This window comes from Shewanella sp. SNU WT4 (assembly GCF_006494715.1).
Classification (GTDB): domain Bacteria; phylum Pseudomonadota; class Gammaproteobacteria; order Enterobacterales; family Shewanellaceae; genus Shewanella.
Genome location: NZ_CP041151.1, coordinates 18123 through 45015 on the forward strand (window position 1 = coordinate 18123; position 26893 = coordinate 45015).

At 43.7% G+C, this 26893-nt stretch carries 17 protein-coding genes, 4 tRNA genes and 3 pseudogenes; 15 read left to right on the plus strand and 9 right to left on the minus strand.

What is annotated here, in order from left to right:
- Positions 1-96: 96 nt before the first annotated feature.
- The 6 genes from FJQ87_RS00045 to FJQ87_RS00070 are packed head-to-tail and all read left to right on the plus strand — an operon-like array spanning position 97 to position 8039.
- Positions 97-2259: a type I secretion system permease/ATPase gene (locus FJQ87_RS00045; protein ID WP_140929960.1), complete on the plus strand. Its 2163-nt coding sequence runs from the start codon at positions 97-99 to the stop codon at positions 2257-2259.
- A complete protein-coding gene (locus FJQ87_RS00050; RefSeq protein ID WP_140929961.1) occupies positions 2256-3647 on the plus strand; it encodes an HlyD family type I secretion periplasmic adaptor subunit in 1392 nt (463 codons plus the stop codon). Before FJQ87_RS00045 ends, FJQ87_RS00050 begins: the two co-directional genes overlap by 4 nt.
- A gap of 19 nt (positions 3648-3666) precedes the next feature.
- Positions 3667-5064 carry a TolC family outer membrane protein gene (locus FJQ87_RS00055; RefSeq protein WP_140929962.1) on the plus strand — a complete coding sequence of 466 codons (1398 nt, stop codon included), beginning with the start codon at positions 3667-3669 and terminating at the stop codon, positions 5062-5064.
- Complete coding sequence (locus FJQ87_RS00060; RefSeq protein ID WP_140929963.1) at positions 5061-5390, plus strand: hypothetical protein; 330 nt, start codon at positions 5061-5063, stop codon at positions 5388-5390. The genes FJQ87_RS00055 and FJQ87_RS00060 overlap by 4 nt, the downstream gene beginning before the upstream one ends.
- A gap of 16 nt (positions 5391-5406) precedes the next feature.
- A complete protein-coding gene (locus FJQ87_RS00065) occupies positions 5407-6108 on the plus strand; it encodes a transglutaminase-like cysteine peptidase (protein ID WP_140929964.1) in 702 nt (233 codons plus the stop codon).
- A gap of 5 nt (positions 6109-6113) precedes the next feature.
- Complete coding sequence (locus FJQ87_RS00070) at positions 6114-8039, plus strand: EAL domain-containing protein (RefSeq protein ID WP_140929965.1); 1926 nt, start codon at positions 6114-6116, stop codon at positions 8037-8039.
- A 106-nt stretch (positions 8040-8145) separates the two neighbouring features.
- Here the strand turns inward: FJQ87_RS00070 and FJQ87_RS00075 are convergent.
- The 4 genes from FJQ87_RS00075 to FJQ87_RS00090 form a co-directional block, all read right to left on the minus strand.
- Positions 8146-8222 (minus strand) — tRNA-Pro (locus tag FJQ87_RS00075).
- Between the two features lie 43 nt (positions 8223-8265).
- Positions 8266-8342: transfer RNA gene (locus tag FJQ87_RS00080), tRNA-Pro, on the minus strand.
- Positions 8343-8369: 27 nt separating this feature from the next.
- Positions 8370-8445 (minus strand) — tRNA-His (locus tag FJQ87_RS00085).
- 37 nt (positions 8446-8482) lie between these two features.
- A tRNA-Arg gene (locus tag FJQ87_RS00090) sits at positions 8483-8559 on the minus strand.
- Between the two features lie 390 nt (positions 8560-8949).
- On the opposite strand from FJQ87_RS00090, the gene FJQ87_RS00095 reads away from it, so the two are divergent.
- From FJQ87_RS00095 to FJQ87_RS00105, 3 genes are all read left to right on the plus strand, one after another.
- Positions 8950-9294, plus strand: a complete 345-nt coding sequence (locus tag FJQ87_RS00095) for an IS66 family insertion sequence element accessory protein TnpB (protein ID WP_140929966.1) — start codon at positions 8950-8952, stop codon at positions 9292-9294.
- Positions 9291-9641 (plus strand): IS66 family insertion sequence element accessory protein TnpB, encoded by a 351-nt coding sequence (gene tnpB, locus FJQ87_RS00100; protein WP_140929967.1) that lies wholly within the window; start codon positions 9291-9293, stop codon positions 9639-9641. The genes FJQ87_RS00095 and tnpB overlap by 4 nt, the downstream gene beginning before the upstream one ends.
- Positions 9642-9721: 80 nt before the next feature.
- Positions 9722-11203 carry an IS66 family transposase gene (locus FJQ87_RS00105; RefSeq protein ID WP_140929968.1) on the plus strand — a complete coding sequence of 494 codons (1482 nt, stop codon included), beginning with the start codon at positions 9722-9724 and terminating at the stop codon, positions 11201-11203.
- Positions 11204-11359: 156 nt separating this feature from the next.
- Here the strand turns inward: FJQ87_RS00105 and rep are convergent, their stop codons facing one another.
- On the minus strand, positions 11360-13372 hold the full coding sequence (rep, locus tag FJQ87_RS00110; protein WP_140929969.1) for a DNA helicase Rep: 2013 nt from the start codon (positions 13370-13372) through the stop codon (positions 11360-11362).
- A gap of 247 nt (positions 13373-13619) precedes the next feature.
- On the opposite strand from rep, the gene FJQ87_RS00115 reads away from it, so the two are divergent.
- The 4 genes from FJQ87_RS00115 (at position 13620) to FJQ87_RS00130 (ending at position 19754) form a co-directional block, all read left to right on the plus strand.
- Complete coding sequence (locus FJQ87_RS00115; RefSeq protein ID WP_140929970.1) at positions 13620-14735, plus strand: efflux RND transporter periplasmic adaptor subunit; 1116 nt, start codon at positions 13620-13622, stop codon at positions 14733-14735.
- Between the two features lie 12 nt (positions 14736-14747).
- The gene (locus FJQ87_RS00120; RefSeq protein ID WP_140929971.1) at positions 14748-17849 is read left to right on the plus strand and encodes a multidrug efflux RND transporter permease subunit; all 3102 of its coding nucleotides are present in this window, start codon (positions 14748-14750) and stop codon (positions 17847-17849) included.
- A 306-nt stretch (positions 17850-18155) separates the two neighbouring features.
- Positions 18156-18413, plus strand: a complete 258-nt coding sequence (locus FJQ87_RS00125; protein WP_140929972.1) for an accessory factor UbiK family protein — start codon at positions 18156-18158, stop codon at positions 18411-18413.
- 138 nt (positions 18414-18551) lie between these two features.
- Entirely contained in the window at positions 18552-19754 is a 1203-nt protein-coding gene (locus FJQ87_RS00130) for an IS256-like element ISSod4 family transposase (RefSeq protein WP_140929973.1), read from the plus strand.
- A 121-nt stretch (positions 19755-19875) separates the two neighbouring features.
- On the opposite strand, the gene FJQ87_RS00140 is transcribed toward FJQ87_RS00130, so the two are convergent.
- A protein-coding gene (locus FJQ87_RS00140; protein ID WP_140929974.1) for an IS3 family transposase occupies positions 19876-21431 on the minus strand; the annotation gives its coding sequence in 2 pieces (ribosomal slippage) (positions 19876-20969 and positions 20969-21431; 1557 coding nt in all).
- Positions 21432-21507: 76 nt separating this feature from the next.
- On the opposite strand from FJQ87_RS00140, the pseudogene FJQ87_RS00145 reads away from it, so the two are divergent.
- Positions 21508-22542 (plus strand): annotated as a pseudogene (locus FJQ87_RS00145) (IS66 family transposase); the annotation flags it as partial.
- A gap of 181 nt (positions 22543-22723) precedes the next feature.
- On the opposite strand, the gene FJQ87_RS00150 reads toward FJQ87_RS00145, so the two are convergent.
- Together FJQ87_RS00150 and FJQ87_RS00155 are read right to left on the minus strand one after the other, a co-directional pair.
- Positions 22724-23926: an IS256-like element ISSod4 family transposase gene (locus FJQ87_RS00150; protein ID WP_140929975.1), complete on the minus strand. Its 1203-nt coding sequence runs from the start codon at positions 23924-23926 to the stop codon at positions 22724-22726.
- Positions 23927-23984: 58 nt separating this feature from the next.
- Positions 23985-24227 (minus strand): annotated as a pseudogene (locus tag FJQ87_RS00155) (IS66 family transposase zinc-finger binding domain-containing protein); the annotation flags it as partial.
- Positions 24228-24431: 204 nt separating this feature from the next.
- On the opposite strand from FJQ87_RS00155, the pseudogene istA reads away from it, so the two are divergent.
- Positions 24432-25511: pseudogene (gene istA / locus FJQ87_RS00160) on the plus strand (IS21 family transposase); the annotation flags it as partial.
- Positions 25512-25521: 10 nt separating this feature from the next.
- Here istA and FJQ87_RS00165 read toward each other — a convergent pair.
- A complete protein-coding gene (locus FJQ87_RS00165) occupies positions 25522-26790 on the minus strand; it encodes an IS4 family transposase (protein ID WP_140932356.1) in 1269 nt (422 codons plus the stop codon).
- Positions 26791-26893 lie beyond the last annotated feature (103 nt).

The window sequence follows — 26893 nt, forward strand, 5'->3', positions numbered from 1 at the left end:
TGAGCAACTAAATAGCTTCAAATGAAACATGATTGCAACTACAATGAAGCATTAGTTATCGCCGTAATAAGGGATTATGTTTACGTGCAGCAACCCATGAGTAATAACTCTGAACAATGGACGATCTCAGCATCACAACGTGTGACTTGCGATCCTCTATTAGACTCCTTAGTACTAATCACAGAGTACTATGGCAGCCCTTGCTCTAGCGACTCATTAGCGGCAGGACTGCCCTTGTCGGGAGCGGTTATCTCTGCAGACTTACTTCCTCAAGCTGCCGCGCGAGCGGGCTTTATCGCTAAATTGTTTAGAAAAAATTTAACCCAAATTAATAGCATAATGCTGCCATGTATTATCCTGCTTAAAGACAAGCAAGCCTGCGTGATCCGAGATATTGATACTGAAAATGATAAAGTCGTGGTGCAGCTACCAGAAACTGGCGGCGAGCAAATCTTCACGATTGAAGAACTAGAAGCCCTGTATGTTGGTTACTTATTTCTTATCAAACAGCAATTTCGTTCTGATAAAGGCATGGAAGCCTACCTGCATGACTCAAAAGCTCACTGGTTATGGCAAACAGTCAAAGACTCGTCTTCCATTTATCGCGATGCCTTAATCGCCTCAGTAATGATCAATTTATTTGCGTTAGTTTCCCCCCTTTTTATCATGAACATTTACGACAAGGTGGTTCCTAATCTTGCCTTCGAATCTTTATGGGTTCTTGCTATTGGTGCTTCAGTTGCCTATTTATTTGATTTTATTTTGCGGCAATTGCGTAGCTACATCATAGATGTCGCCGGCAAAAAAGCCGACATAATTATCTCCTCTAAACTATTTGCTAAAGCCATAGGTATCCCACTGCAACAACGATCGCCAAGCATTGGGGCTATGGCCAAAAAACTCAGCGAATTCGACAGTATCAGGGAGTTTTTAACCTCAGCGACATTAACAACCTTGGTCGATTTACCCTTTGCCTTGTTATTTGTGTTTATTATTTACATTGTGGCCGGAGACTTAGCCGCTATTCCTGTCGTCGGCGGCCTCATTATTATTGGTTACACCCTCTACATTCAACCAAAACTCAAGGCCGCTATAGAAGAAAGTAGTAAGTATTCCATGCTAAAACATGGCCATCTAATTGAAACCCTCGCCGCTCTTGAATCAATCAAGGCTTACGGCGCTGAAGGAATAGTGCAACGAACTTGGCAGCAAATGATTGGCCATACCGCTAACTGGCAGTTAACAACCAAAAACCTGTCTAACTCAGTGAGTAATGTGGCGAATGTGGTAGTGCAACTAGTCGTGGTAGCGGTAGTGATTTTAGGAGTCTATCGAGTAGCTGATGGCGATATTTCTATGGGTGGCATTATTGCCGCGGTTATGTTGTCCAGCCGTGCCATTTCACCTATGGCGCAGCTAGCCAATTTAATGACCAAGGCTAATCAGACGCAAGCATCATTACAGCAAATTAATACCATAATGAATTTTGACGATGAACTCGAAAGTAAGGGCCATCTGATCAATGTTCAAAAACTCAATGTAAAGATTGATGCAGACAATATTGGCTTTAGCTATCCAGAGTCAACTAAACCCATTCTGCATCCAATGTCCTTTAGTTTCGCCCCCAATGAGCGAGTCGCCATTATTGGCCGCAATGGTTCAGGAAAATCGACCTTAGCCAAAATGCTCGCAGGGCTTTACCAACCCAGTGGTGGCAGCCTGAGATATGATGGTATTCATAGCAATCAAATTCATCCATGCGATATCCGCCGTAATTTTGGTTACCTCCCGCAAGATATAGTGCTTTTTCATGGGTCTATTAGGGATAATATTTTATTTGGTAGCCGCCAGGTGACTGAGCACCAATTAATCCGCGCCGTGCAACTGTCGGGGGTAAGCTTATTTACTAATTTGGAATCTGAAGGATTAGATCAACAGGTGGGTGAAGGCGGCCTGTCATTATCTCGCGGTCAAAGACAAACGGTCGCTTTGGCTCGCGCCATCTTAAACGACCCGCCGACGCTCATTATGGATGAACCGACAGCGAGCCTAGATTCACGCGCAGAGAAACAATTTGTTCGCGCTATGCAGCAAGCGACCAATAATCGCGGCCTCATTTTAATCACCCATAAGCTGCAATTATTGTCGTTAGTCGACAGAGTTATCGTGCTTGATAAAGGCAAGATCTTAGCCGATGACAATAAAGATGAAGTATTAAGGCAATTAAGTCTTGGTTTATTAGCGGAAAAATTGTCATGAAAAAAAACCAACCGCTTTCAAATCAAGATCTTGAAATGGTCGATGACCTCTATGGCGCCATGCTTACCGACGCCCCCAAGGGTCATAAATATATTATCTGGGCTATCGCAGGCTTTGTGGTGAGTTTTTTAATCTGGGCCTCGCTATCTAAGCTTGATCGCGTCACCTCAGGTCTTGGCAAAGTGATCCCTTCATCGCAAATTCAAGTCATTCAAAGCCTTGATGGTGGCATCATTCAAAATATTTTTGTTCAAGAGGGCAATCTCGTCACTAAGGGACAACCTTTAGTTAGGATTGATGACACGCGATTTCGCTCTGATTATTCACAGCAAGAACAAGAAGTCGATAGCCTGCAAGCCAATGTGGTGCGCTTAGCGACAGAGTTATTGAGTATTACTTTAGTAGAAGTGGATACTAATTGGCGCGAACAGGTAAAAATCAACAAACAAGCCCTGTTATTTCCTCAGAATTTAATCGAATCACAGGCGGCATTAATCGCCAGTCAAATTCAAGAATACGATAGCCGCCTAGATAATTTACACAATCAATTAGAAATACAAGCGCGCCAAATTCAGCAACGCCAGCAAGAAGCCGAGGAAGTTAATTCCAAAATCCGCACTATGACTAATAGCTTTCAGCTCATTAGTCGCGAGTTAGAAATGACCAAACCCTTAGCCAAAAAAGGCATAGTTCCTGAAGTTGAACTGCTTAAATTGCAGCGTACTGTCAATGAAATTCAAGGTGAACTAGCCTCGATGCGTTTAATGCTACCTAAAATAAAAGCCGCATTAGATGAGGCGATTTTAAAGCGCCGCGAAGCCGCACTAGTGTATATTTCAGACACACGCGCACAACTCAATGAACAGCAATCGCGTTTATCCCGCCTCAATCAAGCTAAGCTTGGCGCTCAAGATAAAGTAAGCAAGGCCATTATTAACTCACCCGTCAATGGCACAGTAAAAAGTGTCAAAATCAATACCCTCGGTGGCGTTATTCAGCCAGGTGTCGATATTATTGAAATTGTGCCATCAGAAGATCAGTTATTAATTGAAACTCAAATATTACCGCAAGATATTGCGTTTTTATATCCGGGTTTACCTGCAATTGTCAAAATTTCAGCCTATGATTTTACTCGTTATGGAGGTTTAACTGGTGTAGTTGAGCATATCAGCGCAGACACCACTCAAGATGAAGAAGGCAATAGTTTTTATATCATTAAAGTTCGAACTGATGAGTCGAGTTTAATAAAAAAAGATGATGGAACTCGCATGCCCATTATTCCAGGAATGCTAACCACTGTGGATGTCATCATAGGTAAGCGCTCTATTATGGAATACATCTTAAATCCAATTTTAAGAGCCAAGGAAAACGCTCTTCGTGAGCGATAGGTACTACTGGAGAAATGAAATGAAAACCAAGCGATATCTTGGCGCAAAAAAAAGCATTCTGGCAATGTGGTTAGCTTTACTATTGCCTGCAGTTGCACATAGCCAAACTTTAGAACAGGTCGTTGCTCATACTTTGGATACCAATCCTGAGCTGCGCATCGCCTTTAATCGTTTTAAAGAAAAAGAAGAGCAAGTCAATCAAGCCTTCGGCGGCTTTTTGCCAACGGTTGATGTTAGTGCCGGCTACGGGGTTGAAAATACCGATAGCCCAAGCTCAAGAAGAAGCAATGGTAGAAATAATGGCGATGTGGAACTGAAACGCGGTGAAGCCGGCCTAACTATTCGCCAAATACTTTTCGATGGCTTTTATAGTTTCAGTGAATTGGATAGAACTCAATATGAAGCAAGTGCTGAGCAATGGGCACTGTATTCTGCCGCTGAAGATATGGCGTTAGAAGTCAGCAAGGTCTATATCAATTACCTCAGAAACCAACAAGTATTGACGCTGGCGGAGAAAAATTTACAGACCCATCAAAGCATTTATGATCAAATCAAAGAAAGAACCGACTCAGGCCTAGGTTCTACCGCAGACTTATCACAAATTTCAGGTCGTTTAGCCCGCGCTAACGCCAATGTGATTTCTGCTAGAAATAACTTTTTTGATGCTAAAGCTGAATTTGCCAAAGTCGCAGCTCTCGATCCTGATGGTCTAATAACACCTGTGCCGGATACGGATTTACTACCTAAGACCTTCGCTGATGTTTCAGTATTAGCGCAAGAAAATCATCCTATCCTCAAATCAGCAGCGGCCGATATTCAAGCGGCTGAGAATCAAAAAGACTCGGCACAAGCTAATTATTACCCAACAATATCGCTAGAGCTTGATGGTAACTGGAACAATAATCTTGATGGTGAAGATGGCTCGGGCATAGGTTCGGCTCAAGTCGGTGGTTATAACAACGATTTAGTCGCCATGGTTAAAATGAGATACAACCTGTTTGATGGCGGACGAGATCTCGCCAAAGAAAAAGGTGCGGCTTACAAGGTAAGTGAATCCAAAGAAATCAGAGAGCGCGCTTATAGACAAGTGATTGAAGGCGCAAACCTGGCGTGGAATGCTTATGAATCTTTGGGGCCTCAGAAAAACTTCATTAAAGAACATGTGATTGCATCAAAAGAAACTCAATCGGCCTACACCCAGCAATTTAATCTTGGACAACGCACCTTACTCGACTTACTCGATACTGAGAATGAATTATTCGAAGCAAGAAAAGATTATCTACAAGCTGAGTACGATGAAATTATTGCTCAGTACCGAGTATTAAATGCCACGGGGCAATTGCTCAATTCTCTGCGGGTATCGAGACCACAAGAATGGCTTGGCGAAGATACTTATGAAGGAGGAGTCACCCAATGAGAACGTTATTAATCGTAAGTATGGCCTTGCTAGTCAGCGCATGTGGCATGCGAGATATACACACAATCAATGGGACTACGCAAGCCAACAATCTCACAGATATCGACCAAGATGGTGTCATTGACGCGAGAGAGCGCTGTAAAGATACCACTAAAGGCGCCGCTATCGATAACTTTGGCTGCGGCAAAATGGCAGAAGATACGACTGCCGAAATGAAATGGACTATCTTTAGTGTTGATGACGAAGATGACCTTGAAGCGGTTGAACTTGCGGAACCTATTGAAGCGGTTGAAGCTGTTGAAACAGATGAAGTAAAAAAAGAATAACTAACACTAAGGGATTATGCATAAACGACAACGGAAGTTCAGTTTATTCATCCTGAGTTGCTGCTTGATGTTGGCAACTCAGGGCCTTATAGGCCCAGTCAAAGCATCACTCGCCTGGCTGGATGAAAGCACTATCAATCGAGCCCTAATCTCTCGTTACGGTGAAAGAGCCGGCATGCGCTCTGCCGCTTGGTTTAAAGTCCTAGCCAGCCATCAAGCCAGTAGTGAGTTAGAAAAACTGACTGCCGTTAATCGTTTTTTCAATCTATTTCAATTTGTGGATGACATTAAGCTTTGGGGAGAAGCCAACTATTGGGCGACTCCGCTTGAGTTTATTGGCGCTAATGGTGGGGATTGCGAAGATTTTGCTATCGCTAAATTCTTTTCATTATTGCAGCTAGGTATCCCCGAAGAAAAAATGCGGATTACCATGGTTAAGGCCACCACCGTAAATCAATACCATATGGTTTTAACTTACTATGAAACCCCAGGCTCAATTCCGTTAGTACTCGATAACCTCGATCCCAAATTAAAACCAGCCACTAAACGTAAAGACCTATTACCGGTGTATAGCTTTAATGGTAAGCAATTATGGTTAAACAAAGAAAAAGGCCAAGGTAAATTGGCAGGTTCATCATCAAAACTGGAAAAATGGACCAACCTAAAACAAAGGTTGAACGTAAAACAACTGAGAAAACCCAAACATTTATTGGAGTAATTGACATGACACTGTTTAGACAGCTTTATGCGCTGTTATTTAGCTTGTTTATTCTCGTCATTGCCACCACTGGCTATGTTCAGTTTACTGAAACCCAAGAGTTTTTAACTAAACAAATGGAATCGGATCTGAATAATACCAGTCACTCTCTGGGATTGATGTTATCCCCAGCATTAGAGGCTGGCGACAATGTGACAGCAGAAACATTAATCAACGTGATTTTTGAAGGCGGCTATTATCAAAAAGTCATCTTATTGTGGAATGTCGATGGCCACCAGCAAGTGTGGAATAATGAATTAGTCATTGAAGGCGTACCGCAATGGTTTATTGATCTTGGCCTTTTTGATGTCATTTCCAATAAGTCGACCATTACTTCAGGTTGGCTGCAACTGGCCGAACTCGAAATTGTCGCGCATCCAGGTTTTGGTTATCTCGAACTCTGGCGCATCCTCAGTAATATGGTGATCTTATTTTCGATTCTGTTTTTGATTGCCATTGTTATCGCCCGCTTTGGGTTAACTTGGATTCTAAAACCTCTGCATCAAATTTCCATTCATGCCAAAAATATTGCTCAGCGCCAGTTTGGCCCAGAAATGGAACATCCTAAAACCGAAGAGCTTAAAGAGCTGGTAATAGCTTTTAATAGCATGTCTTCCCAGCTGAAAATGATTTTCGATTCGCTCGATGAGGAAGTGTCATCCTTACGCACCAAAAACTTGATGGATCACGCCTCTGGCTTGCCTAATCGGCAATACATGATGGGACGCCTGAGCTCATGGGTCAGTGAACCTAACTCAGGTGCATTTTTCATGGTTAAGATGGACTGGCTTGATGAAGTGCACAATAAATATGGCTATCAAGTTCGCGATGAAACCATACGTATCTTATCTAAGGCGCTGCAAGACGAGTTAGCACAAGTGTCCCAATCGGTTATTTGCCGAATTTCCGCCTATGAATTCGCATTTTTACTGACAGATGTTGAGCACGACAAAATCGTGACTTATCTGCAAACCTTAGTCAGAGCGGTCAATCAGGAAATCGCTAAGGCAGGTAGTAACCCCAATGAGGGCTTTGCTATTGGTATTGCGCAGCGCCACACCCAAATGACAGTGTCAGATATCTTGTCACAAGCAGATAATGCCTTGCAGCAAGCCTTGCAAGCCAATAAAAGCTATCACTGGTTTGAGACTGACACTAAACAGCTTTATACCCGCGAGCAATGGCGATCTGAACTCAATAGCGCAATTACATCTGATGCTTTCCAGTTCCGCTGGCAAGAAGTGTGTCTCAATGCCGAAGCTGGAGTATTACAGCGAGAAATCTATTGCCAGTTACAACTGCAAGGCAGAACCGTGCATGCAGGGCAATTTATGCCTTATATAGAGTTACTGTCATTAGGATCGTTATTAGATAAATGCCTGATTAGCTCAGTAGCTCAGCGCGGTATCGTCACTAAACTCCCTGAGTCGATAGCCATTAACTTAACCCATCAGAGCTTAACCGATGTTAGCTTTCATCAATGGCTTGGACAATTTTTAAAGCAACAACAACACCCACACAAAATTGCTTTTGATATTCCTGAGGCTGGGGTGTATAGCAATCCCGAGGCTTGCCAAGCCTTGTGCCAAATCATTCGCGATTCTGGCTCAAGCTTTGGTATTGATCACTTTGGCCGTCAATTTGGTTCTATGACTTATTTACAAACCTTACGACCAAGCTATGTCAAACTCGATCAATCCTTTGCCTTTTACGATGAAAGCCAACACAACAGCGAATTATGCCGCGCCCTGATTAATGTGGCTAAAGGCCTTAATATTCAAGTGATTGTTACTGGCATTCAAGAACAGGCGCAATTACAACGATTTGAGTCCTTATACACTCAGGCGTATCAAGGATTTATATCGCCACCGCAAGATATAAAAGAAGACTAATGATTGCCACTGGTAGAAGCACTATCGGTGGTTAATTCTCACAAAAAATAATTCGTGAAAAATGGATACAAAAAAGCCTCGCATTGCGAGGCTTTTTTGTTAAAAGTGGTCGGTGATAGAGGATTCGAACCTCTGACCCTCTGCTCCCAAAGCAGATGCGCTACCGGACTGCGCTAATCACCGAAAACTGGTGTGTCAAACTCGATCGAAATCAAGCTTAAAAATTTGGTCGGTGATAGAGGATTCGAACCTCTGACCCTCTGCTCCCAAAGCAGATGCGCTACCGGACTGCGCTAATCACCGAAATTGCAAAACTGTGACACATTAGAATGGGGTGACTGATGGGGCTCGAACCCACGACAACCGGAATCACAATCCGGGACTCTACCAACTGAGCTACAATCACCACTGACTTTCTAATTTGTTAACCGCCGAATCTTTTCTGGTGCGCCCAGAAGGATTCGAACCCTCGGCCTCACCCTCCGGAGGGGTGCGCTCTATCCATCTGAGCTATGGGCGCTTGCCGTGTCAACGAGGCATATAGTATGGGCAAATCACGCCTACGTCTAGCACTGATTGTAACTTCTTGTTCGTTTGCTCAAGATTTAGCTAGTTGGCACCAATATAGTATCCTCCAATAGGCAAAGTTAACTGACTGGTAACTAAATCTTGTTGAAATTGAAAGCGAAAGGTAAATGATTGGACGCAAAACACTCGCGCTGCCGCGTAATAATTTTACCCTTGGCTATAAATCCTCAAGGAAATGAGAATATTTACCATTGTTCAAGACATTCTTAAGTTCAAAAGCCGTCAACACCCATCAATAACGTAACCGTCCAGCGAACCACACCTCGCATCGTTAATCTGATTATTTGAAAATATCTGCTCATTGATAAATTTGGAGCAGGTGATGACAACTCACAAAACAAGTCAGCAGTGGCGACAGTTACTTTTACAACGCAATACTTTTAGTGGCACTAATATCGAATTTTGCCAGCAACATAATGTCTCGATTACCACCTATTATAAACAGCGCGCTTTACTGGGTAAGCAACAGTACCAGCCAAGCGTGTCAGAGCAAACATCTCACGTTACTCAATCACGCTTTATACAACTAAAACAAACCACCACTGAAGTCTGCACGCAAACTCATCAACACCCAGTGCTGTTTGATACCCGAACTGGCCAACTCACTCTTTCAGCGGATTTAGCAACAACGGATATCCTTACCATCATTAAGGGGCTAATGGCATGAGGATGTTTGTTGATGTGCCTTCCGTCTATTTATGTGCCGATGCTGTCGATTTTCGTAAATCGATTAATGGATTAGCCGCCTTAGTCGAAGCCGAGCTTGAACTACCGGTGCTCAGTGGTGCGCTATTTGTATTTTGTAATAAAGGCCGTGACAAACTCAAATTACTTTATTGGGATAACACTGGCTTTGCGCTGTGGTATAAGCGATTAGATAAGCATAAGTTCAAATGGCCCAAACTCATGTCACCCACAATGACATTAACCGAGCAGCAATTACACTGGTTATTAGGGGGTTATGATGTCATTGGCCACAGTAAAATTGATGTGACGGGTAAGCAACTACTTTAATATTTGCGATCAATTGATGATCATCAAAACAAGGTCAATTAGCACTACAAAGCCTTTCGATATGCCTTAACATAGGCGTCATGAAAAATGAACTCGCCCTTACACAGCGCATTGCTGAACTTGAAAAACTGTTAGCGCAGAAGGATGCACTCATCGCAGCCTTGGAAGAGCGCTGGCGCTTGGCTCAACAAAAACAATTCGGCAAAAGTGCTGAAGGCTTTGTTGGGCAAGGCGAGTTATTCAATGAAGTGGAAGAGATTGTTGAAGCCATTGAGGCCGAGCAACAAACCATTAGCTATACCCGCAAAAAGCCTGTGCGTAAGCCACTGCCAAAAGACTTACCTCGCGAGCAAGTTATCCATGATATCACCGATAAGACCTGTGATTGCTGTGGCGGTGAGTTACATAAAATGGGCGAGGATAAATCAGAAAAGCTTGAGTTTATTCCAGCCAAAATCAAAGTGATTGAGCACATTAGGCCTAAATACGCTTGCCGCCACTGTGATAAATCCTCGACTCAAACGCCGATTAAACAAGCCTCAATGCCAGCGATGCCAATCAATAAAGGCATTGCTACAAGCAGTTTACTCAGTCAGCTTATCACCAGTAAATATCAATACGGGTTACCGCTTTATCGCCAGGAAGCGATGTTTAAGCAATATGGCATTGAGCTCAGTCGCCAGACAATGAGCAGCTGGATAGACAAATCAGCCACCCTCTTCGCACCATTAGTTGAACGGCTTAAAACAGAGTTGTTAAAACAGCCCACGTTGTTTGCGGATGAAACGCCATTAAAAGTGGTGAAATCCGATAAAGTAAACAGCTACATGTGGGTCTATTGCTCAGGTCGAGATTCACCAGCCCCGAATAATCCTATCCCTAATATTGTGCTTTACGACTTCCATAACAGTCGGGCTGCCGCCTGCGTGGTCAATTATCTTGATGGATATCAAGGCTATTTGCACGTAGATGGATATCAAGCTTATGAAAAAACACAGGCAACCCTAGTGGGATGCTGGGCACACGCTCGTCGTAAATTTATCGAGGCAAAAAAGCTGCAAGGCAAAAATAAAACCGGCAAAGCGGATATGGTATTAAGCCTTATCCAAAAACTGTACGGTGTAGAGTCACGCATCAACGATAAAAGTCCTGATGAAAAGTACATTGCCAGACAAGAGGCTAGCCTGCCTATCCTAGGCAAGCTAAAAGCATGGCTTGAGCAAAACCAGCCCAATTTAGTGGGTAATACCAAACTGATGGAGGCAGCTAATTACCTGGCTAATCAATGGCACAAACTCATTCGTTATGTTGATGATGGCAGGCTGAGTATTGATAACAATCGTGCAGAGCGAGCCGTAAAACCGTTTGTGATTGGCCGAAAAAATTGGTTATTCAGTCAGACAGCTAATGGGGCCCATGCCAGTGCCACGCTTTACAGTATTGTCGAAACGGCAAAGGTCAATGGCTTAGTACCATTTGATTACATCATGGCTTGTCTTAATGAACTGTGCCAACCAGCACCGGATATCGACAGCCTGTTACCATGGAACTTTAAAAGATAGGTGTAGTTGCCCAGACGCTTACTCAATAACCATATCGCTTGCCAATAAATAAGATCAAAAAAGGATAATGTCAGTTTAAATCTGAGCATTATCCTTTTCTAGACATTGAGCAACAGCATTGAGGTCTACAAACCTAAGTCATCAACAGCCCAACTATCACTTTTTCAGCATGGCGCGGATGTTGGCGATATTAGCTTTACCTGACTGTTGGCGCTCTTCAGCTGATTGAGTCGATTTGCGGTTTTCCCAAATTAAGTCATCTTGGGGTAATTCCATCAAGAAACGACTCGGTTCACAGCGCAAGGTCTCACCGAACTGCCGACGCTCACGGCACATAGTAAACCATAACTCCCGCTGAGCACGGGTAATCCCCACATAAGCTAAGCGCCGCTCTTCATCAACATTATCTTCATCAATACTGGTTTGATGTGGCAAGATTCGCTCTTCTGTTCCAACCATAAACACATAAGGGTATTCAAGCCCTTTGGAGGCATGCAGAGTCATCAATTGCACTTGATCGCCACTTTCATCTTCGCTATTGCGCTCCATCATGTCTCGCAGCGTTAAGCGGGTGACCACTTCAGGTAAGGTCATGCCCTCATCTAGTTCATCGCCTTCAAGCATTTCAGTGACCCAGCGATAAAGCTCAGAAATATTTTTCATCCGCATTTCGGCGGCCTTGGCACTAGTACTGGTTTCGTAAAGATAATCTTCGTAGTTAATCTTACGAATAAGTTGCTTAATGGCATCAACTGGCTCGCCGCGCTTAGCGATTTCGCTAGTATCCACAATAAAACGCCCGAACTCATACAAGGTGCCCATGGCAGCTGGCGGCAAGTGATGATTCAACTCAGCTTGGAAAATTGCATCAAACATAGAGATATGCTTTTCATTCGCAAAATTACCTAAGCGCTCCAGCGTCGCTGGCCCAATGCCACGTTTAGGCAAATTAACAATGCGCAGGAAGGCATTGTCATCATCAGGATTCACCACTAATTTGAGATAAGCCATGATGTCTTTAATCTCAGCGCGCGCGAAGAATGACGTACCGCCACTTAATTTATAAGGAATACGGTTAGTCATTAAGGCGCGCTCCAACAAACGCGACTGATGGTTGCCGCGATAAAGAATCGCATAACTGCCATACTGACTTCGATTGACAAACTTATGGCGAACAATTTCAGCGACCACTCGCTCGGCTTCTTGCTCTTCATTGGCTGCCGTCAGTACTCGCAGCGGCTCGCCATAAGGCAACTCACTGAACAAGGCTTTGTCGTACACATGCGGATTATTGGCAATTAATATGTTGGCAGCGCGCAATATACGCTGGCTCGAGCGATAATTTTGCTCAAGTTTAATCAGTTTAAGTTGTGGGAAGTCCTTTCCAAGCAATACCAAGTTTTGTGGTTTAGCGCCACGCCATGAATAGATGGATTGATCATCATCCCCTACCACAGTAAAACGAGCACGCTCACCAACCAGCAACTTCACTAATTCATACTGACTGGTGTTAGTGTCTTGGTATTCATCCACTAATAAGTATTGAATACGTAACTGCCAGCGCTGGCGCACTTCGTCTTTATGCCTTAATAGTAAGGTTGGCAGCAAAATAAGATCGTCAAAATCTAAGGCGTTATAGGCCTTCATATGCTGGGCGTAACGCTGATATAGCAAGGAGAACAGCTGCTCTTGCTCGCCTTTAGCGATTTTTCGCGCATGATCAGGAATGACTAACGCCCCTTTCCAATTCGATATAGCCGTCGCTAACTGCTTAAGTAAGTCTTTATCTTCCTGTAATTCTTTTTCAGTTAATTCCTTGAGCAAGGCTAAAGTATCTTGATCATCAAACAATGAAAAACCAGGTTTCAAACCCAGGTGTTTATATTCACGCTTAATGATTTCTAACCCTAAAGTATGGAAAGTTGAAATCCATAATCCACGCGCTTCTTTACGCCCCATGGTGCTGGCGACACGCTCTTTCATTTCGCGCGCGGCTTTATTAGTAAATGTTACCGCAGCAATGTGTTTGGCTTGGTAGCCACACTTTTGCACTAAATACGCAATTTTATTGATAATAACTCGAGTTTTGCCACTACCGGCCCCCGCTAACACTAAGCATGGACCTGACACATAGTGAACCGCATCATCTTGCGCAGCATTCAATTTCATTGACGTATAACCTAAAACACCTGACCTGTCGTGATCATATCAGATCCACCTTCGACTATAACTAAAAGCCATCATTTCACTGATTTTAGTGAGCGGAAGCTAAATGGATAGTGAAACCTACTTCATACCGATGTTCCAGTTAACATCTGTAAAATAAGACAATTTTTAAACTCCACCTACCTGCTACCATTCTTGAACTAAGCTTACATTAGATCTGTTTATCTATTTACAACAAGAGGCTTCTGCTATGAAGAAGTGGTTCAGTGTGATGATCATTATTGCAATCCTCGCTTTTGGGAGCGTGATTGCATTCAATCTATTTGTGGAACATAAAACGGCCGAGGCCATTGCTAATATTCCTGAAGCTGAGTTTCCTGTCACCGCCATGACATTGCAACCACAAGGCTGGCAGCCAACGATAAATGCCATCGGCTTTGTTGAGCCCAATCAAGGGGTTGAGCTAGAAAACGAAGTCGCCGGCATAGTCACTAGTATCAACTTTGACAATGGCAGCCAAGTTGCAGCCGGAGCCCTATTGATTGGTCTAGATAGCCAAGTACAACTCGCTAACTTAAAAACCAGCCAAGTACAGTTACCAGCACTCCAAGCCGACTATGAACGATTAAATCGTCTCTATAAGCAAAATTCGGTGTCGCGCCAAGACTTAGACAATGCGCAGTCGCAATACCTTTCTATGCAAGCCAATATTGAGAGCCTAAAAGCCACCATTGCCCAGCGCCAAATTAAAGCGCCGTTTGCCGGTTTAGTTGGTATTCGAAGCGTTAACTTAGGTCAGTATCTGCAAGTTGGCACTGATATAGTGCGCTTAGAAGACCTTAGCAGCATGAAAATCCGCTTCACTATCCCACAAACCCAACTCTCTAAAATTCGCGTCGGCCAAGCACTACAAGTATTTGTGGATGCTTACCCAGATAAAGCCTTTAGCGGCACAATTAGCGCCATTGAACCTGCGGTATTTTACCAAAGTGGTTTAATTCAAGTGCAGGCCAGCATACCTAATGAAGGCGCAGAATTACGCAGCGGTATGTTCGCGCAAGTCTCGATTATTTTGCCTGAATTAACTGACCAACTGGTGTTACCACAAACGGCTATCAACTTTGCCCTCTATGGAAATTCTGTGTATGTGATTAATCGCAGCGATGAACAAGGAAAAGCGGTTGATAGAGTCGAGCAAGTAAACGTGGAAGTGCTTGAGCGCAGCGGAAGTCAGGCACTCGTCAAAGGTAAGCTGGCGGCAGGTCAACAGATTGCCACTTCAGGCTTAGTACGTTTAAGCAATCAAAGCAAAGTAAAGATAGTGCCCGACGAAATCACCACCCCAACGACCTTGCCACAACTGTAGACGGAGGCGGATATGCGCTTTACTGATATTTTTATTCGTCGCCCTGTCTTAGCCGCGTCTATCAGCATATTAATGCTTGTATTAGGCATTAATGCGCTGCTTGGCATGCAGGTGCGCGAATACCCAAAGATGACCAATACCGTCATTACCGTGAGCACTGGTTATTACGGCGCCGATGCTAACTTGATTGAAGGCTTTATCACTCAACCATTAGAGCAAGCACTCGCTCAAGTTGAAAATATCGACTTTATGAGCTCGCAAAGTTTTCTTGGCACATCATCAATTTCAGTCAATATGAAATTGAATACTGACCCAAATGCCGCGCTTGCCAATGTGTTATCACAAATAAACTCAGTGGCCTCACAGTTGCCCAAAGAAGCGCAAGATCCGACCGTGACTATGTCAACTGGGTCACAAACCTCAGCGCTGTATATTTCTTTTTCCAGTGAAGAAATCAACTCCAGCCAAATTACCGATTATTTACAGCGGGTGGTAACGCCGCAGTTTTTCACTATTAACGGCGTATCCAAAGTTAACCTGTATGGCGGTACCCCTTACGCCTTAAGAATTTGGCCAGATCCCGCTCGCATGGGCGCATTTAACATTAGTTCCACTGAATTAATGCAAGTCTTGCAAGCCAATAACTTCCAATCTGCAGTAGGACAAACAGACAGTTTCTTTACCTTGCTCAACGGCACTGCTGATACTCAGGTAACAACCCCCGAAGCACTTGAAAACTTAATCATTAGCAGTAAAAAAGGCGCCATAGTTAGGCTAAAAGATATTGCCTCTGTCAGCCTTGCTAAAAGCCATGATATTTATCGCGCCTTAGCCAATGGTAAAGAAGCTGTGGTGGTTGGGCTTGATGTAACACCTACCGCCAACCCATTAACGGTTGCGGCCGATGCGAGAGCCATGCTGCCTGAAATTCAGCAAAACCTGCCGTCATCTATGTCTGCCAGTATTTTGTATGACTCATCATTAGCCATTAATGACTCTATTGATGAAGTCGCTAAGACCATTATCGAAGCCGCACTGATTGTAATAGTAGTTATCATGTTATTTATGGGCTCGCTGCGCGCGGTGGTGATCCCAATCGTCACGATTCCGCTATCGCTCATTGGCGTGGCTATGGTGATGCAGCTATTCGACTTTTCCATTAACCTCATGACGCTACTCGCTATGGTGCTTGCCATTGGTCTAGTGGTTGATGATGCCATTGTGGTGGTTGAAAATATTGACCGTCATATCAAGCTTGGGGAGCCGCCATTTAGAGCCGCCATTATTGGTACTCGTGAGATTGCTGTCCCCATTATTTCCATGACTATTACCCTTGCGGCCGTGTACGCGCCGATTGCTTTAATGGGCGGGGTTACAGGTTCATTATTCAAGGAGTTCGCACTTACGCTCGCAGGGGCGGTATTTATCTCAGGAATAGTCGCCTTAACGCTATCACCTATGATGTGCTCCAAGTTATTGCTTGCTAATGCTACACCGAATGCGTTTGAACGTAAGATTGAGCATTTTCTTGAGACACTCGCAAGTCGCTATAGTCAGGCCTTAAAAGCCATCATGAATCATAAACCTGTGATCATTACCTTTGCCGTCATAGTGTTTATTTCGCTACCTATTATGTTCAAGTTTATTCCATCGCAGTTAGCGCCAACGGAAGATCAAGGTGTAGTCATGTTAATGGGCACAGCGCAATCTGATGCTAACCTTGACTATATCCAAAGCAACATGGAGCTAGTAACCAATATCATTAAAACCCATCCACAAGTGGCCGCCTCATTGGCATTTATTGGTATTCCATCGTCTAACCAAGCCATGGGCATAGCCCCATTAGTACCGTGGAGCGATCGCAGCTTGAGCCAGCAACAACTTCAAGCGGCTATAGGTAAAGAAGTCAAAGATATCCCTGGCATAGCAGTAACCACCTTTAACATGCCATCCTTACCGGGAGCTTCAAGTGGTTTACCTGTTCAGTTTGTTATTACTAGCTCAAGTTCATTTGAAAGCCTGTTTCAAATTGGCAGTAGCGTGTTAGACAAAGTGCAAAAAAATCCGCTGTTCGTCTATTCAGAAATCAATTTAAAATATGATTCTGGTACGATGAAAATCAAAATTAATCGTGATTTAGCCGGTGCTTACGGTATTACTATGCAAGATATAGGTACAACCCTAAGCACTATGATCACCGATGGTTACGTTAACCGCGTCAACATTGATGGCAGGGCTTATGAGGTTATCCCTCAAGTTGAACGTAAATATCGTGCCAATCCTGAGGCCTTAAAAGATTACTACTTAGTGGCCGCCGACGGCATGGCGGTGCCATTGTCGAGCTTAGTCCACGTGGATGTTATTTCTGAACCGAGATCGCTACCACACTTCAATCAGATGAACTCAATCACCATTGCTGCAGTGCCCGCACCAGGGGTTGCTATGGGTGACACCATCAACTTCCTACAAAATATTGGTGACAATGAATTACCTAAAGGCTACACCTTCAGCTTCCTCGGTGAAGCCCGTCAGTTTGTCGAAGAAGGTAATGCCATGTACACCACCTTCGGCTTAGCCTTACTGATTATTTTCTTAGTGCTTGCCAGCCAATTCGAGAGTCTACGCGACCCCATAGTGATTCTTATTTCTGTACCACTGGCCGTGAGTGGTGCATTAATCGCATTAGGTTGGACCCATATTTTTGGACTCACATCCTTAAATATCTATACCCAAGTGGGACTAATAACCTTAGTGGGTTTAATCAGTAAACACGGTATTTTGATGTGTGAAGTGGCTAAAGAAGAGCAAATGAATAATGGTCTCAATCGCCAAGATGCCATCATGCATGCCGCCGCAATCCGATTACGGCCAATATTAATGACAACCGCGGCCATGATAGCCGGCTTATTACCCTTACTATTTGCCTCGGGCGCTGGTGCTGCATCACGCTTTAACATAGGAATAGTCATAGTCGCAGGCCTTGGTATAGGTACTATTTTCACCTTGTTCGTCTTACCTGTGATCTATACCTTTATCGCCGAAAAACACCATCCACTGGCGGAGTTTGATGAAACTATAGAATCTAACTCATCAGAAGTAGCAGTAACAAAATAGACCAATGGGCTGTCAGAGTGAATCCATTCTGGCAGCCCAATTAGACGCTTTTGATTACCCTATATTTGTAGATAGAGCGTCTGCATATAGACACCCAAAAGCTCATGGCGACGACGTTAAAAATTCAGGCCCATCCTGTAATCTTCCAACATAGCTAACATACTAAGAAACGATATCTATTCATGGTTTGATTCATACACGTCATCAATGACAATCTAGCTAGTGCCAGCACTTTAGTCAGCCACTTTTGGGTTTTCATCTTCCCTAAGGTACACTAGCTAGATTCAATCTAGTACAGAGTGCATTATGCTAAATCCTAAGAAAATTGAAGAAATTGCCAAGCAGCTTAGCGACAACTTACCCTCAGGGCTAAAACAAGCCGCCGCAGATTTTGAAGATAAGACCAAACAAATACTACAACAGCAGCTATTGAAACTTGATATGGTTAGCAGAGAAGAATTTGAAATCCAGCAGCATGTATTAATCAAAACTCGAGAAAAACTTGAAACCTTACAAGGCAAGGTTAATGAGCTAGAAGAACTTATCAAACAGTCAGGTAAATAGTACCTATACCATTGGCAGCCAGCATTAGCGACTGCCATTATTCATGGTAATCAACACGTTAGCGCCATTTAAAACCACATAGGTAGTGTTCATAATTCTGTGTCATTTCAGTAAAATATTCAAAAACAGGAATGACACATGACCCAACCTTTTAACTTCGAACAAGCCCTTAAAGATCTGCAGTCAGGTAAAAGCCTCACAGGTAAAGACAGCATTCTTGGTCCACTGATCAAGCAACTCACTGAAGCGGCTCTCCAGGCTGAGCTTGAGCAGCATTTAGCGCATGATCCTCTGCCTAATCGTAAAAATGGCAAAACCCCTAAGACCATTAAGCATCCGTCCGGTAACTTTGAGTTAGACACCCCTAGAGACCGCAATGGCACTTGTGAACCTCAGTTGATTAAGAAAAATCAAACTACGCTAACCGATGAAATCGAACGTAAAGTGTTATCGATGTTCAGTATAGGTATGAGCTATCGCGATATTAATCAACATGTTGAAGATATGTATGGGATCAATGTGTCTAACGCAACCGTCAGTGCTATCACTGATAAACTCATCCCCGAACTTAAAGCGTGGCAACAGCGCCCATTAGATAGCCATTATCCTATCGTTTGGCTTGATGCGATACATTATAAAGTCAAAGAGGATGGGCGTTACGTCAGTAAAGCCGTTTACACATTGTTAGCGCTTAATATGAAAGGAAAAAAGGAAATTTTAGGGCTTCATTTATCCGAAAATGAAGGCGCTAATTACTGGCTATCCGTACTGACCGATCTTAATAATCGTGGTGTAAAAGATATTCTTATCGCCTGTGTTGACGGCTTGACCGGTTTCCCTGAGGCGATAGCCAGTATCTTCCCTAATACGGAAACACAGCTATGTGTTATCCACCAGATCCGCAACTCAATGAAGTATGTCGCCTCAAAACATCAGAAAGCGTTTATGGCTGATTTAAAGCCTGTGTATCGAGCCGTGAGTAAAGAAGCCGCAGAGATGGCATTGGACGAACTGGAGGCCAAATGGGGTGATGCTTATCCGCTGGTAATCAACTCTTGGCGTCGCAAATGGCATAATTTGTCCCATTATTTTAGGTACCCAGAACATATCAGGAAAGTGATTTACACGACCAATGCCGTTGAGGCGGTACATCGCCAATTTAGAAAGCTCACCAAAACCAAAGGTGCTTTTCCTAATGAAAATAGCTTGTTGAAGCTACTTTATGCAGGCATATTAAACGCCTCAGATAAATGGACCATGCCAATCCACAATTGGAGCCTTTGTTTATCTCAGTTAGCGATTTATTTTGAAGGGCGTTTAGATAGCGTGCTAGAAATTTAAAAATTAGCCTGACACAGAATTTTGAACGCCCTCAATCAAAGTGATTGAGCACATTAGGCCTAAATACGCTTGCCGCCACTGTCGGTGTTTTTCAAGATAGTTGTCACTCTTTGCTTAAATATTAAGCTGCATTTATTACGCCTTCTATTGGTGCTTTATCTGGGTTTAGGGTCACGGCTCCAACCGCCTCACAATTTCTCACGTCTTTAGACCAGCGCGTCGGTCTTCTTGCCTTTGCCGCTTCAAGCACTTCCTTACGCTTGGCTAAAATCGCGTTATCTAGCTGAGCATGACGTTGTCCTGGTGAGACAAAATTGAGCTGGCTGTGTTTATGCTCATCGTTGTACCACTTCACAAACTTCTCAACCCATTCTCTTGCGCCAGCTAAACTGCTAAAACCCGATTTTGGCCACTGTGGTCGGTATTTTAAGGTTTTAAATAACGACTCTGAAAAGGGGTTGTCGTTACTCACCCGCGGCCGACTTAATGATGCCGTAATACCGAGTTCTTCTAGCTTGGCTTTCATGGTCAGTGACTTCATCGGCGCCCCATTATCAGAGTGCAGCACTAATGGCGTATTAAAACATTGCTCGCGTAACATGCAGCGTTGGATTAGCGCGGCTGCGTACTCACCGCATTCTTGTTCGTGAACTTCGTAACCCACTATTTTTCTACTGTAAATATCTTCAAACATGTACAGATAATAAAACTGGCCTTTGACGGTTGAAGCCAAATAAGTGATGTCCCACGACCACACTTGATTGGGCCCATCAGCCCGATAACTTAACGGTTTACTTCGATTAACAGCAATCTGGGTGCGACCACGATGATTAAGTTGATTATTGGCATGTAACACTCTGTAAAAGCTTGATTCTGAGGCGATATAAATCCCGCTATCTAATAATGTCGGCACAATTTGCGACGGTGGTAAGCTGGCATACTCCTCTTGATTACACACACTTAATATCTGTTGTCGCTCATGTGCTTCGAGTTTATTTGCCGGTTCTGGTCGAGCCGCTATTGGTCTTAAATCGGCTTGCACTTGGCCTGCTCGATACCAACGTCGATAAGTGCGTTTACTGAGTCCAGTTTCAGCACAAGCCTTGTAAAGGCGAGCACCATTGATATACGCCTCTTGAATTAAGGCAATCAATTCTATGCGCTCAGGCAAGGGAGTTAGCTCTCCTCGCTGTCGTCCCCCCAGAGCGCATTGAGCTTTTTTCTGAGCACCAGTAACGCAGCAGCTTCAGCCAGCGCTTTCTCCTTGTAGCGCAATTCTCGTTGCAATGATTTGATTTCGGCTTTGTCAGCCTTGGCCTGCTGTTTAATGGTTTTGGTTTGTACTTCTGAGGTTTGAAAACCAGCTAAACAATCCTGTTTCCACTGCTGTACTTGTTCGCGAAACAAGCCTTTTTCACGGCAATACTGACTTAACTCGGCTTCCGATAGCGGGGCTGTTTCAATGAGTACCGCAAACTTAGCTTCAGCTGACCAGTCATCAGTTGTTAATGTTTTACCTGGCACGGGGCGACCTTCTTTTCTGACAATATCTCGCCAATGATACAAGGTTTGCACCGCAATGCCTTCTTCCCGAGCAACCTCTGCGACCGTTAAATTGTGAGGCGGTAATAATTTTTTAAGGATCGCCTCTTTACGTTCTGGTGAATACCGAGCCATATCGTTCTCTTTTGCCGCACCCTGTCTTTAAAAATAATGATTATTTAAGGGTGACAACAATCCTGACACAGGGGGCTGTGATAAATCCTCGACTCAACCGCCGATTAAACAAGCCTCAATGCCAGCAATGCCAATCAATAAAGGCATTGCTACAAGCAGTTTACTCAGTCAGCTTATCACCAGTAAATACCAATACGGGTTACCGCTTTATCGCCAGGAAGCGATGTTTAAGCAATATGGCATTGAGCTCAGTCGCCAGACAATGAGCAGCTGGATAGACAAATCAGCCACACTCTTCGCACCATTAGTTGAACGGCTTAAAACAGAGCTGTTAAAACAGCCCACGTTGTTTGCGGATGAAACGCCATTAAAAGTGGTGAAATCCGATAAAGTGAACAGCTACATGTGGGTCTATTGCTCAGGTCGAGATTCACCAGCCCCGAATAATCCTATCCCTAATATTGTGCTTTACGACTTCCATAACAGTCGGGCTGCCGCCTGCGTGGTCAATTATCTTGATGGATATCAAGCTTATGAAAAAACACAGGCAACCTTAGTGGGATGCTGGGCTCATGCTAGGCGTAAATTTATTGAAGCAAAAAAGCTGCAAGGCAAAAATAAAACCGGCAAAGCGGATATGGTATTAAGCCTTATCCAAAAACTGTACGGTGTAGAGTCACGCCTCAAAGATAAAAGTACAGATGAAAAGTACATTGCCAGACAAGAGGCTAGCCTGCCTATCCTAGGCAAGCTAAAAGCATGGCTTGAGCAAAACCAGCCAAATTTAGTGGGTAATACCAAACTGATGGAGGCAGCTAATTACCTGGCTAATCAATGGCACAAACTCATTCGTTATGTTGATGATGGCAGATTGAGTATTGATAACAATCGTGCAGAGCGAGCCGTAAAACCGTTTGTGATTGGCTGAAAAAATTGGTTATTCAGTCAGACAGCTAATGGGGCTAATGCCTGTGCCACGCTTTACAGCATAGTAGAAACGGCCAAGGTCAATGGCTTAGTACCATTTGATTACATCATGGCTTGTCTTAATGAACTGTGCCAACCAGCACCGGATATCGACAGCCTGTTACCATGGAATTTTAAAAGATAGGTGTAGTTGCCCAGACGCTTACTGAAGAATGTTGGATATGTGGTTTTAAATGGCGCTAACGTGTTGATTACCATGAATAATGGCAGTCGCTAATGCTGGCTGCCAATGGTATAGGTACTATTTACCGGACTGTTTGATAAGTTCTTCTGAGGGCGTTCAAAATTCTGTGTCAGGCTAATTTTTAAATTTCTAGCACGCTATCTAAACGCCCTTCAAAATAAATCGCTAACTGAGATAAACAAAGGCTCCAATTGTGGATTGGCATGGTCCATTTATCTGAGGCGTTTAATATGCCTGCATAAAGTAGCTTCAACAAGCTATTTTCATTAGGAAAAGCACCTTTGGTTTTGGTGAGCTTTCTAAATTGGCGATGTACCGCCTCAACGGCATTGGTCGTGTAAATCACTTTCCTGATATGTTCTGGGTACCTAAAATAATGGGACAAATTATGCCATTTGCGACGCCAAGAGTTGATTACCAGCGGATAAGCATCACCCCATTTGGCCTCCAGTTCGTCCAATGCCATCTCTGCGGCTTCTTTACTCACGGCTCGATACACAGGCTTTAAATCAGCCATAAACGCTTTCTGATGTTTTGAGGCGACATACTTCATTGAGTTGCGGATCTGATGGATAACACATAGCTGTGTTTCCGTATTAGGGAAGATACTGGCTATCGCCTCAGGGAAACCGGTCAAGCCGTCAACACAGGCGATAAGAATATCTTTTACACCACGATTATTAAGATCGGTCAGTACTGATAGCCAGTAATTAGCGCCTTCATTTTCGGATAAATGAAGCCCTAAAATTTCCTTTTTTCCTTTCATATTAAGCGCTAACAATGTGTAAACGGCTTTACTGACGTAACGCCCATCCTCTTTGACTTTATAATGTATCGCATCAAGCCAAACGATAGGATAATGGCTATCTAATGGGCGCTGTTGCCACGCTTTAAGTTCGGGGATGAGTTTATCAGTGATAGCACTGACGGTTGCGTTAGACACATTGATCCCATACATATCTTCAACATGTTGATTAATATCGCGATAGCTCATACCTATACTGAACATCGATAACACTTTACGTTCGATTTCATCGGTTAGCGTAGTTTGGTTTTTCTTAATCAACTGAGGCTCAAAAGTGCCATTGCGGTCTCTAGGGGTGTCTAACTCAAAGTTACCGGACGGATGCTTAATGGTCTTAGGGGTTTTGCCATTTTTACGATTAGGCAGAGGATCATGCGCTAAATGCTGCTCAAGCTCAGCCTGGAGAGCCGCTTCAGTGAGTTGCTTGATCAGTGGACCAAGAATGCTGTCTTTACCTGTGAGGCTTTTACCTGACTGCAGATCTTTAAGGGCTTGTTCGAAGTTAAAAGGTTGGGTCATGTGTCATTCCTGTTTTTGAATATTTTACTGAAATGACACAGAATTATGAACACTACCCTTTGATTTGCGCTGGAATAAACTCAAGCTTTTCTGATTTATCCTCGCCCATTTTATGTAACTCACTGCCACAGCAATCACAGGTCTTATCGGTGATATCATGGATAACTTGCTCGCGAGGTAAGTCTTTTGGCAGTGGCTTACGCACAGGCTTTTTGCGGGTATAGCTAATGGTTTGTTGCTCGGCCTCAATGGCTTCAACAATCTCTTCTACTTCATTGAATAACTCGCCTTGCCCAACAAATGCATGCTTCGGATGAATCCGAACACTCATTTCGGTCTAATCCGATCACTCATTTCGGTTTTATCCGATCATTTTTAGCTATTTTCCGAAATCGCTGTTCGGTTTGCCGGAACCGGTGATCGGAATGCCGAAATGCCGTTCTTTTTATAACCAAATCAACTGGTAAGCTCGTCCTAATTTTAATGTACTTAGGAAAAGCTAACCATGGCTAGAAAGAGAACAGATATGAGCAAAATTAAAGATATTTTGAGACTTCGCTTTGATGCAGGGCTCAGCTTAAGAGACATCAGTAAGTGTTGCGCTATTGGCCCCGCCACGGTCAGCGAAATCCTCTCACGCTTTGCCGCCAGCGGTTTAGGTTGGCCGTTACCCAATGACACCAGTAACACCGAACTCGAACAAGCGGTCTATAAAGGCAAAAATTCCTCTAGGCATAAGCGCCAACCTGACTACACGTTGATGCACCAGGAACTAAAGCGTAAAGGTATGACCAAACTGCTGTTATGGCAGGAATATCGGGATGTGGATACTGCCACAGCTTATGGCTATACGCAGTATTGTGAACACTATCAAACTTGGATAAAAAGTCTGAAGCGTAGTATGCGGCAGCTTCACATTGCCGGTGATAAGTTATTTATTGATTACTGTGGCCCTACTGTCGCCATTCTTAATCCTGATACTGGCGAAGTCAGATATTATGCGCAAATCTTCGTTGCTACCTTAGGGGCTTCTAATTACACCTATGTTGAGGCTGGACGCTCTCAGCAACTTGAAGACTGGATCATGGCTCACGTCCGTGCATTCGAGTTCTTTGGGGGCATTCCGCGTTTACTCGTGCCAGATAATCTGCGTTCTGCGGTAACCAAAGCACATCGTTACATGCCGGTTATCAATGAGAATTATGCCCGCATGGCTCGTCATTACAGTACCGCTATCATGCCAGCCAGGCCTTATAAACCAAAGGACAAATCAAAGGCTGAAAATGCGATATTAATTGTTGAGCGCTGGATCCTAATGCGTTTACGCCATGAACACTTTTACACGCTTAGCAGTTTAAATCAGCGGATCCGTGAACTGTTACATGATCTTAATCATCGTCAACAACGGGTGCACCCTGGTTCTCGTTACGAGCTCTACAGCCAATTTGATAAGCCTGCCTTGATGCCGTTACCTGCTTACCCTTACGAGTACATCGATAGTAAACAAGCCCGTGTCGGGCCGGATTACCACATAGTTTATGCGAAACACGCGTACTCGGTTCCCCATAATCTAGTGAGCCATCATAGACTGAACCTTAAGCATTAAGCTGTTCATAAATTCCATCTAACGTTATGTCTTTCTTAGATTTTCTCTGTTGTGCTTTTGGGGCGTTCTTCGTTATATAACGGATCGCCCAATCAATCTTATCTATTATTTCTGACCATGATTTGTGGCTAATGCACTCAAATATGGGCAGCAGCCACACATCAACATTCTTTGCAGCCTTGAATAACGAAACTGAAGGCATTATCTGCAGTGCCGTACTGCGTCTAATGCACAATGCCAATAAACTGGCCCAGACTAAGCCATCAACGATGGCTTTTTGTGCTGTAGCAAATCGCTGCCAGTTAGTATGAGATTTCAACTCTTTAAACATCAGCTCTATCTGCCAGCGACAGCGATAAATTGCCATAATATCATCTGCAGAGTAGGTTTCTCGTGGCAGATTAGTAAGCCAAATGCAAAATCGTTGTTCTTCGGCAAACCAGCGTCTTATTACCCGAAATGTCTGATTGCCTCTACAAACCGCCAAATCAAGCACCTCTGTCCGATTGGTGCGGCGCGTAATCTCTTTGAGTTTTTTGCCTGCCAACTTAGTCAGTGTTCGACCTTTACAGTTCCTCGCTTCGATGACCGTCGGGTTGAGGGATTTGGCTCCCCGAAAAATGTAGAACCCTCCATGCCGCTCAAGCTCGGCAAAGTAATCAAAGTCTGGGTAACCTGCATCTGCTAGCAGCAATTTGTTGTCCATCGTTGCTGGTTTAGGAAGATAATCTCTCTCCGAAGCCGTGTCGGCACTAATCGTCATTGCAGTAGGACTAAAGGTTTTGAGAGACATGGTCATATGGCACTCTATCGCTGCAGGGTTACGCTTAAAGCGGCTTGGATAAACAGATGCCAACTGCCTATGAACGTGAAAAGAACTACCATCTTGGAGCAACACATCATTAAAACAAGACATCTTATCGGGTAATTGAGCACATTGCTGCCGGGCAAATTGTGCGATAGCAAACTGTACTAACTGACGCATGAATAGAGGAAAAGCTTCTTTTCTGAGCTGATTGTGAAAAGGTTTGTAAGCCACATTATCCATTTCGGTCAGACACATCCCGTTGAACTGCCTGAGCAGATCGGCAATTGAAGTACAATTCCCCTTACTGAGCGCCGAAATCAGACTGAGTACAAGTTGTTCGGGCAAAATCGCTCGACATCGTTTCATGAGGCCAATATTTTTTGCCGTTTTTTGAAGAAAGTGAGCGCTAAAGAATTGCATAAACTGCTTTTTAAGAGAGATAATCATCACTGGCCTTTTTGTGTTTGATGGTTTGTTTGGCGACAATTATCAGATCACAAATAAGGCCATTTTTCTATCTAAATAAAAGCGTTAACTCTTAAGATCCTGTCTA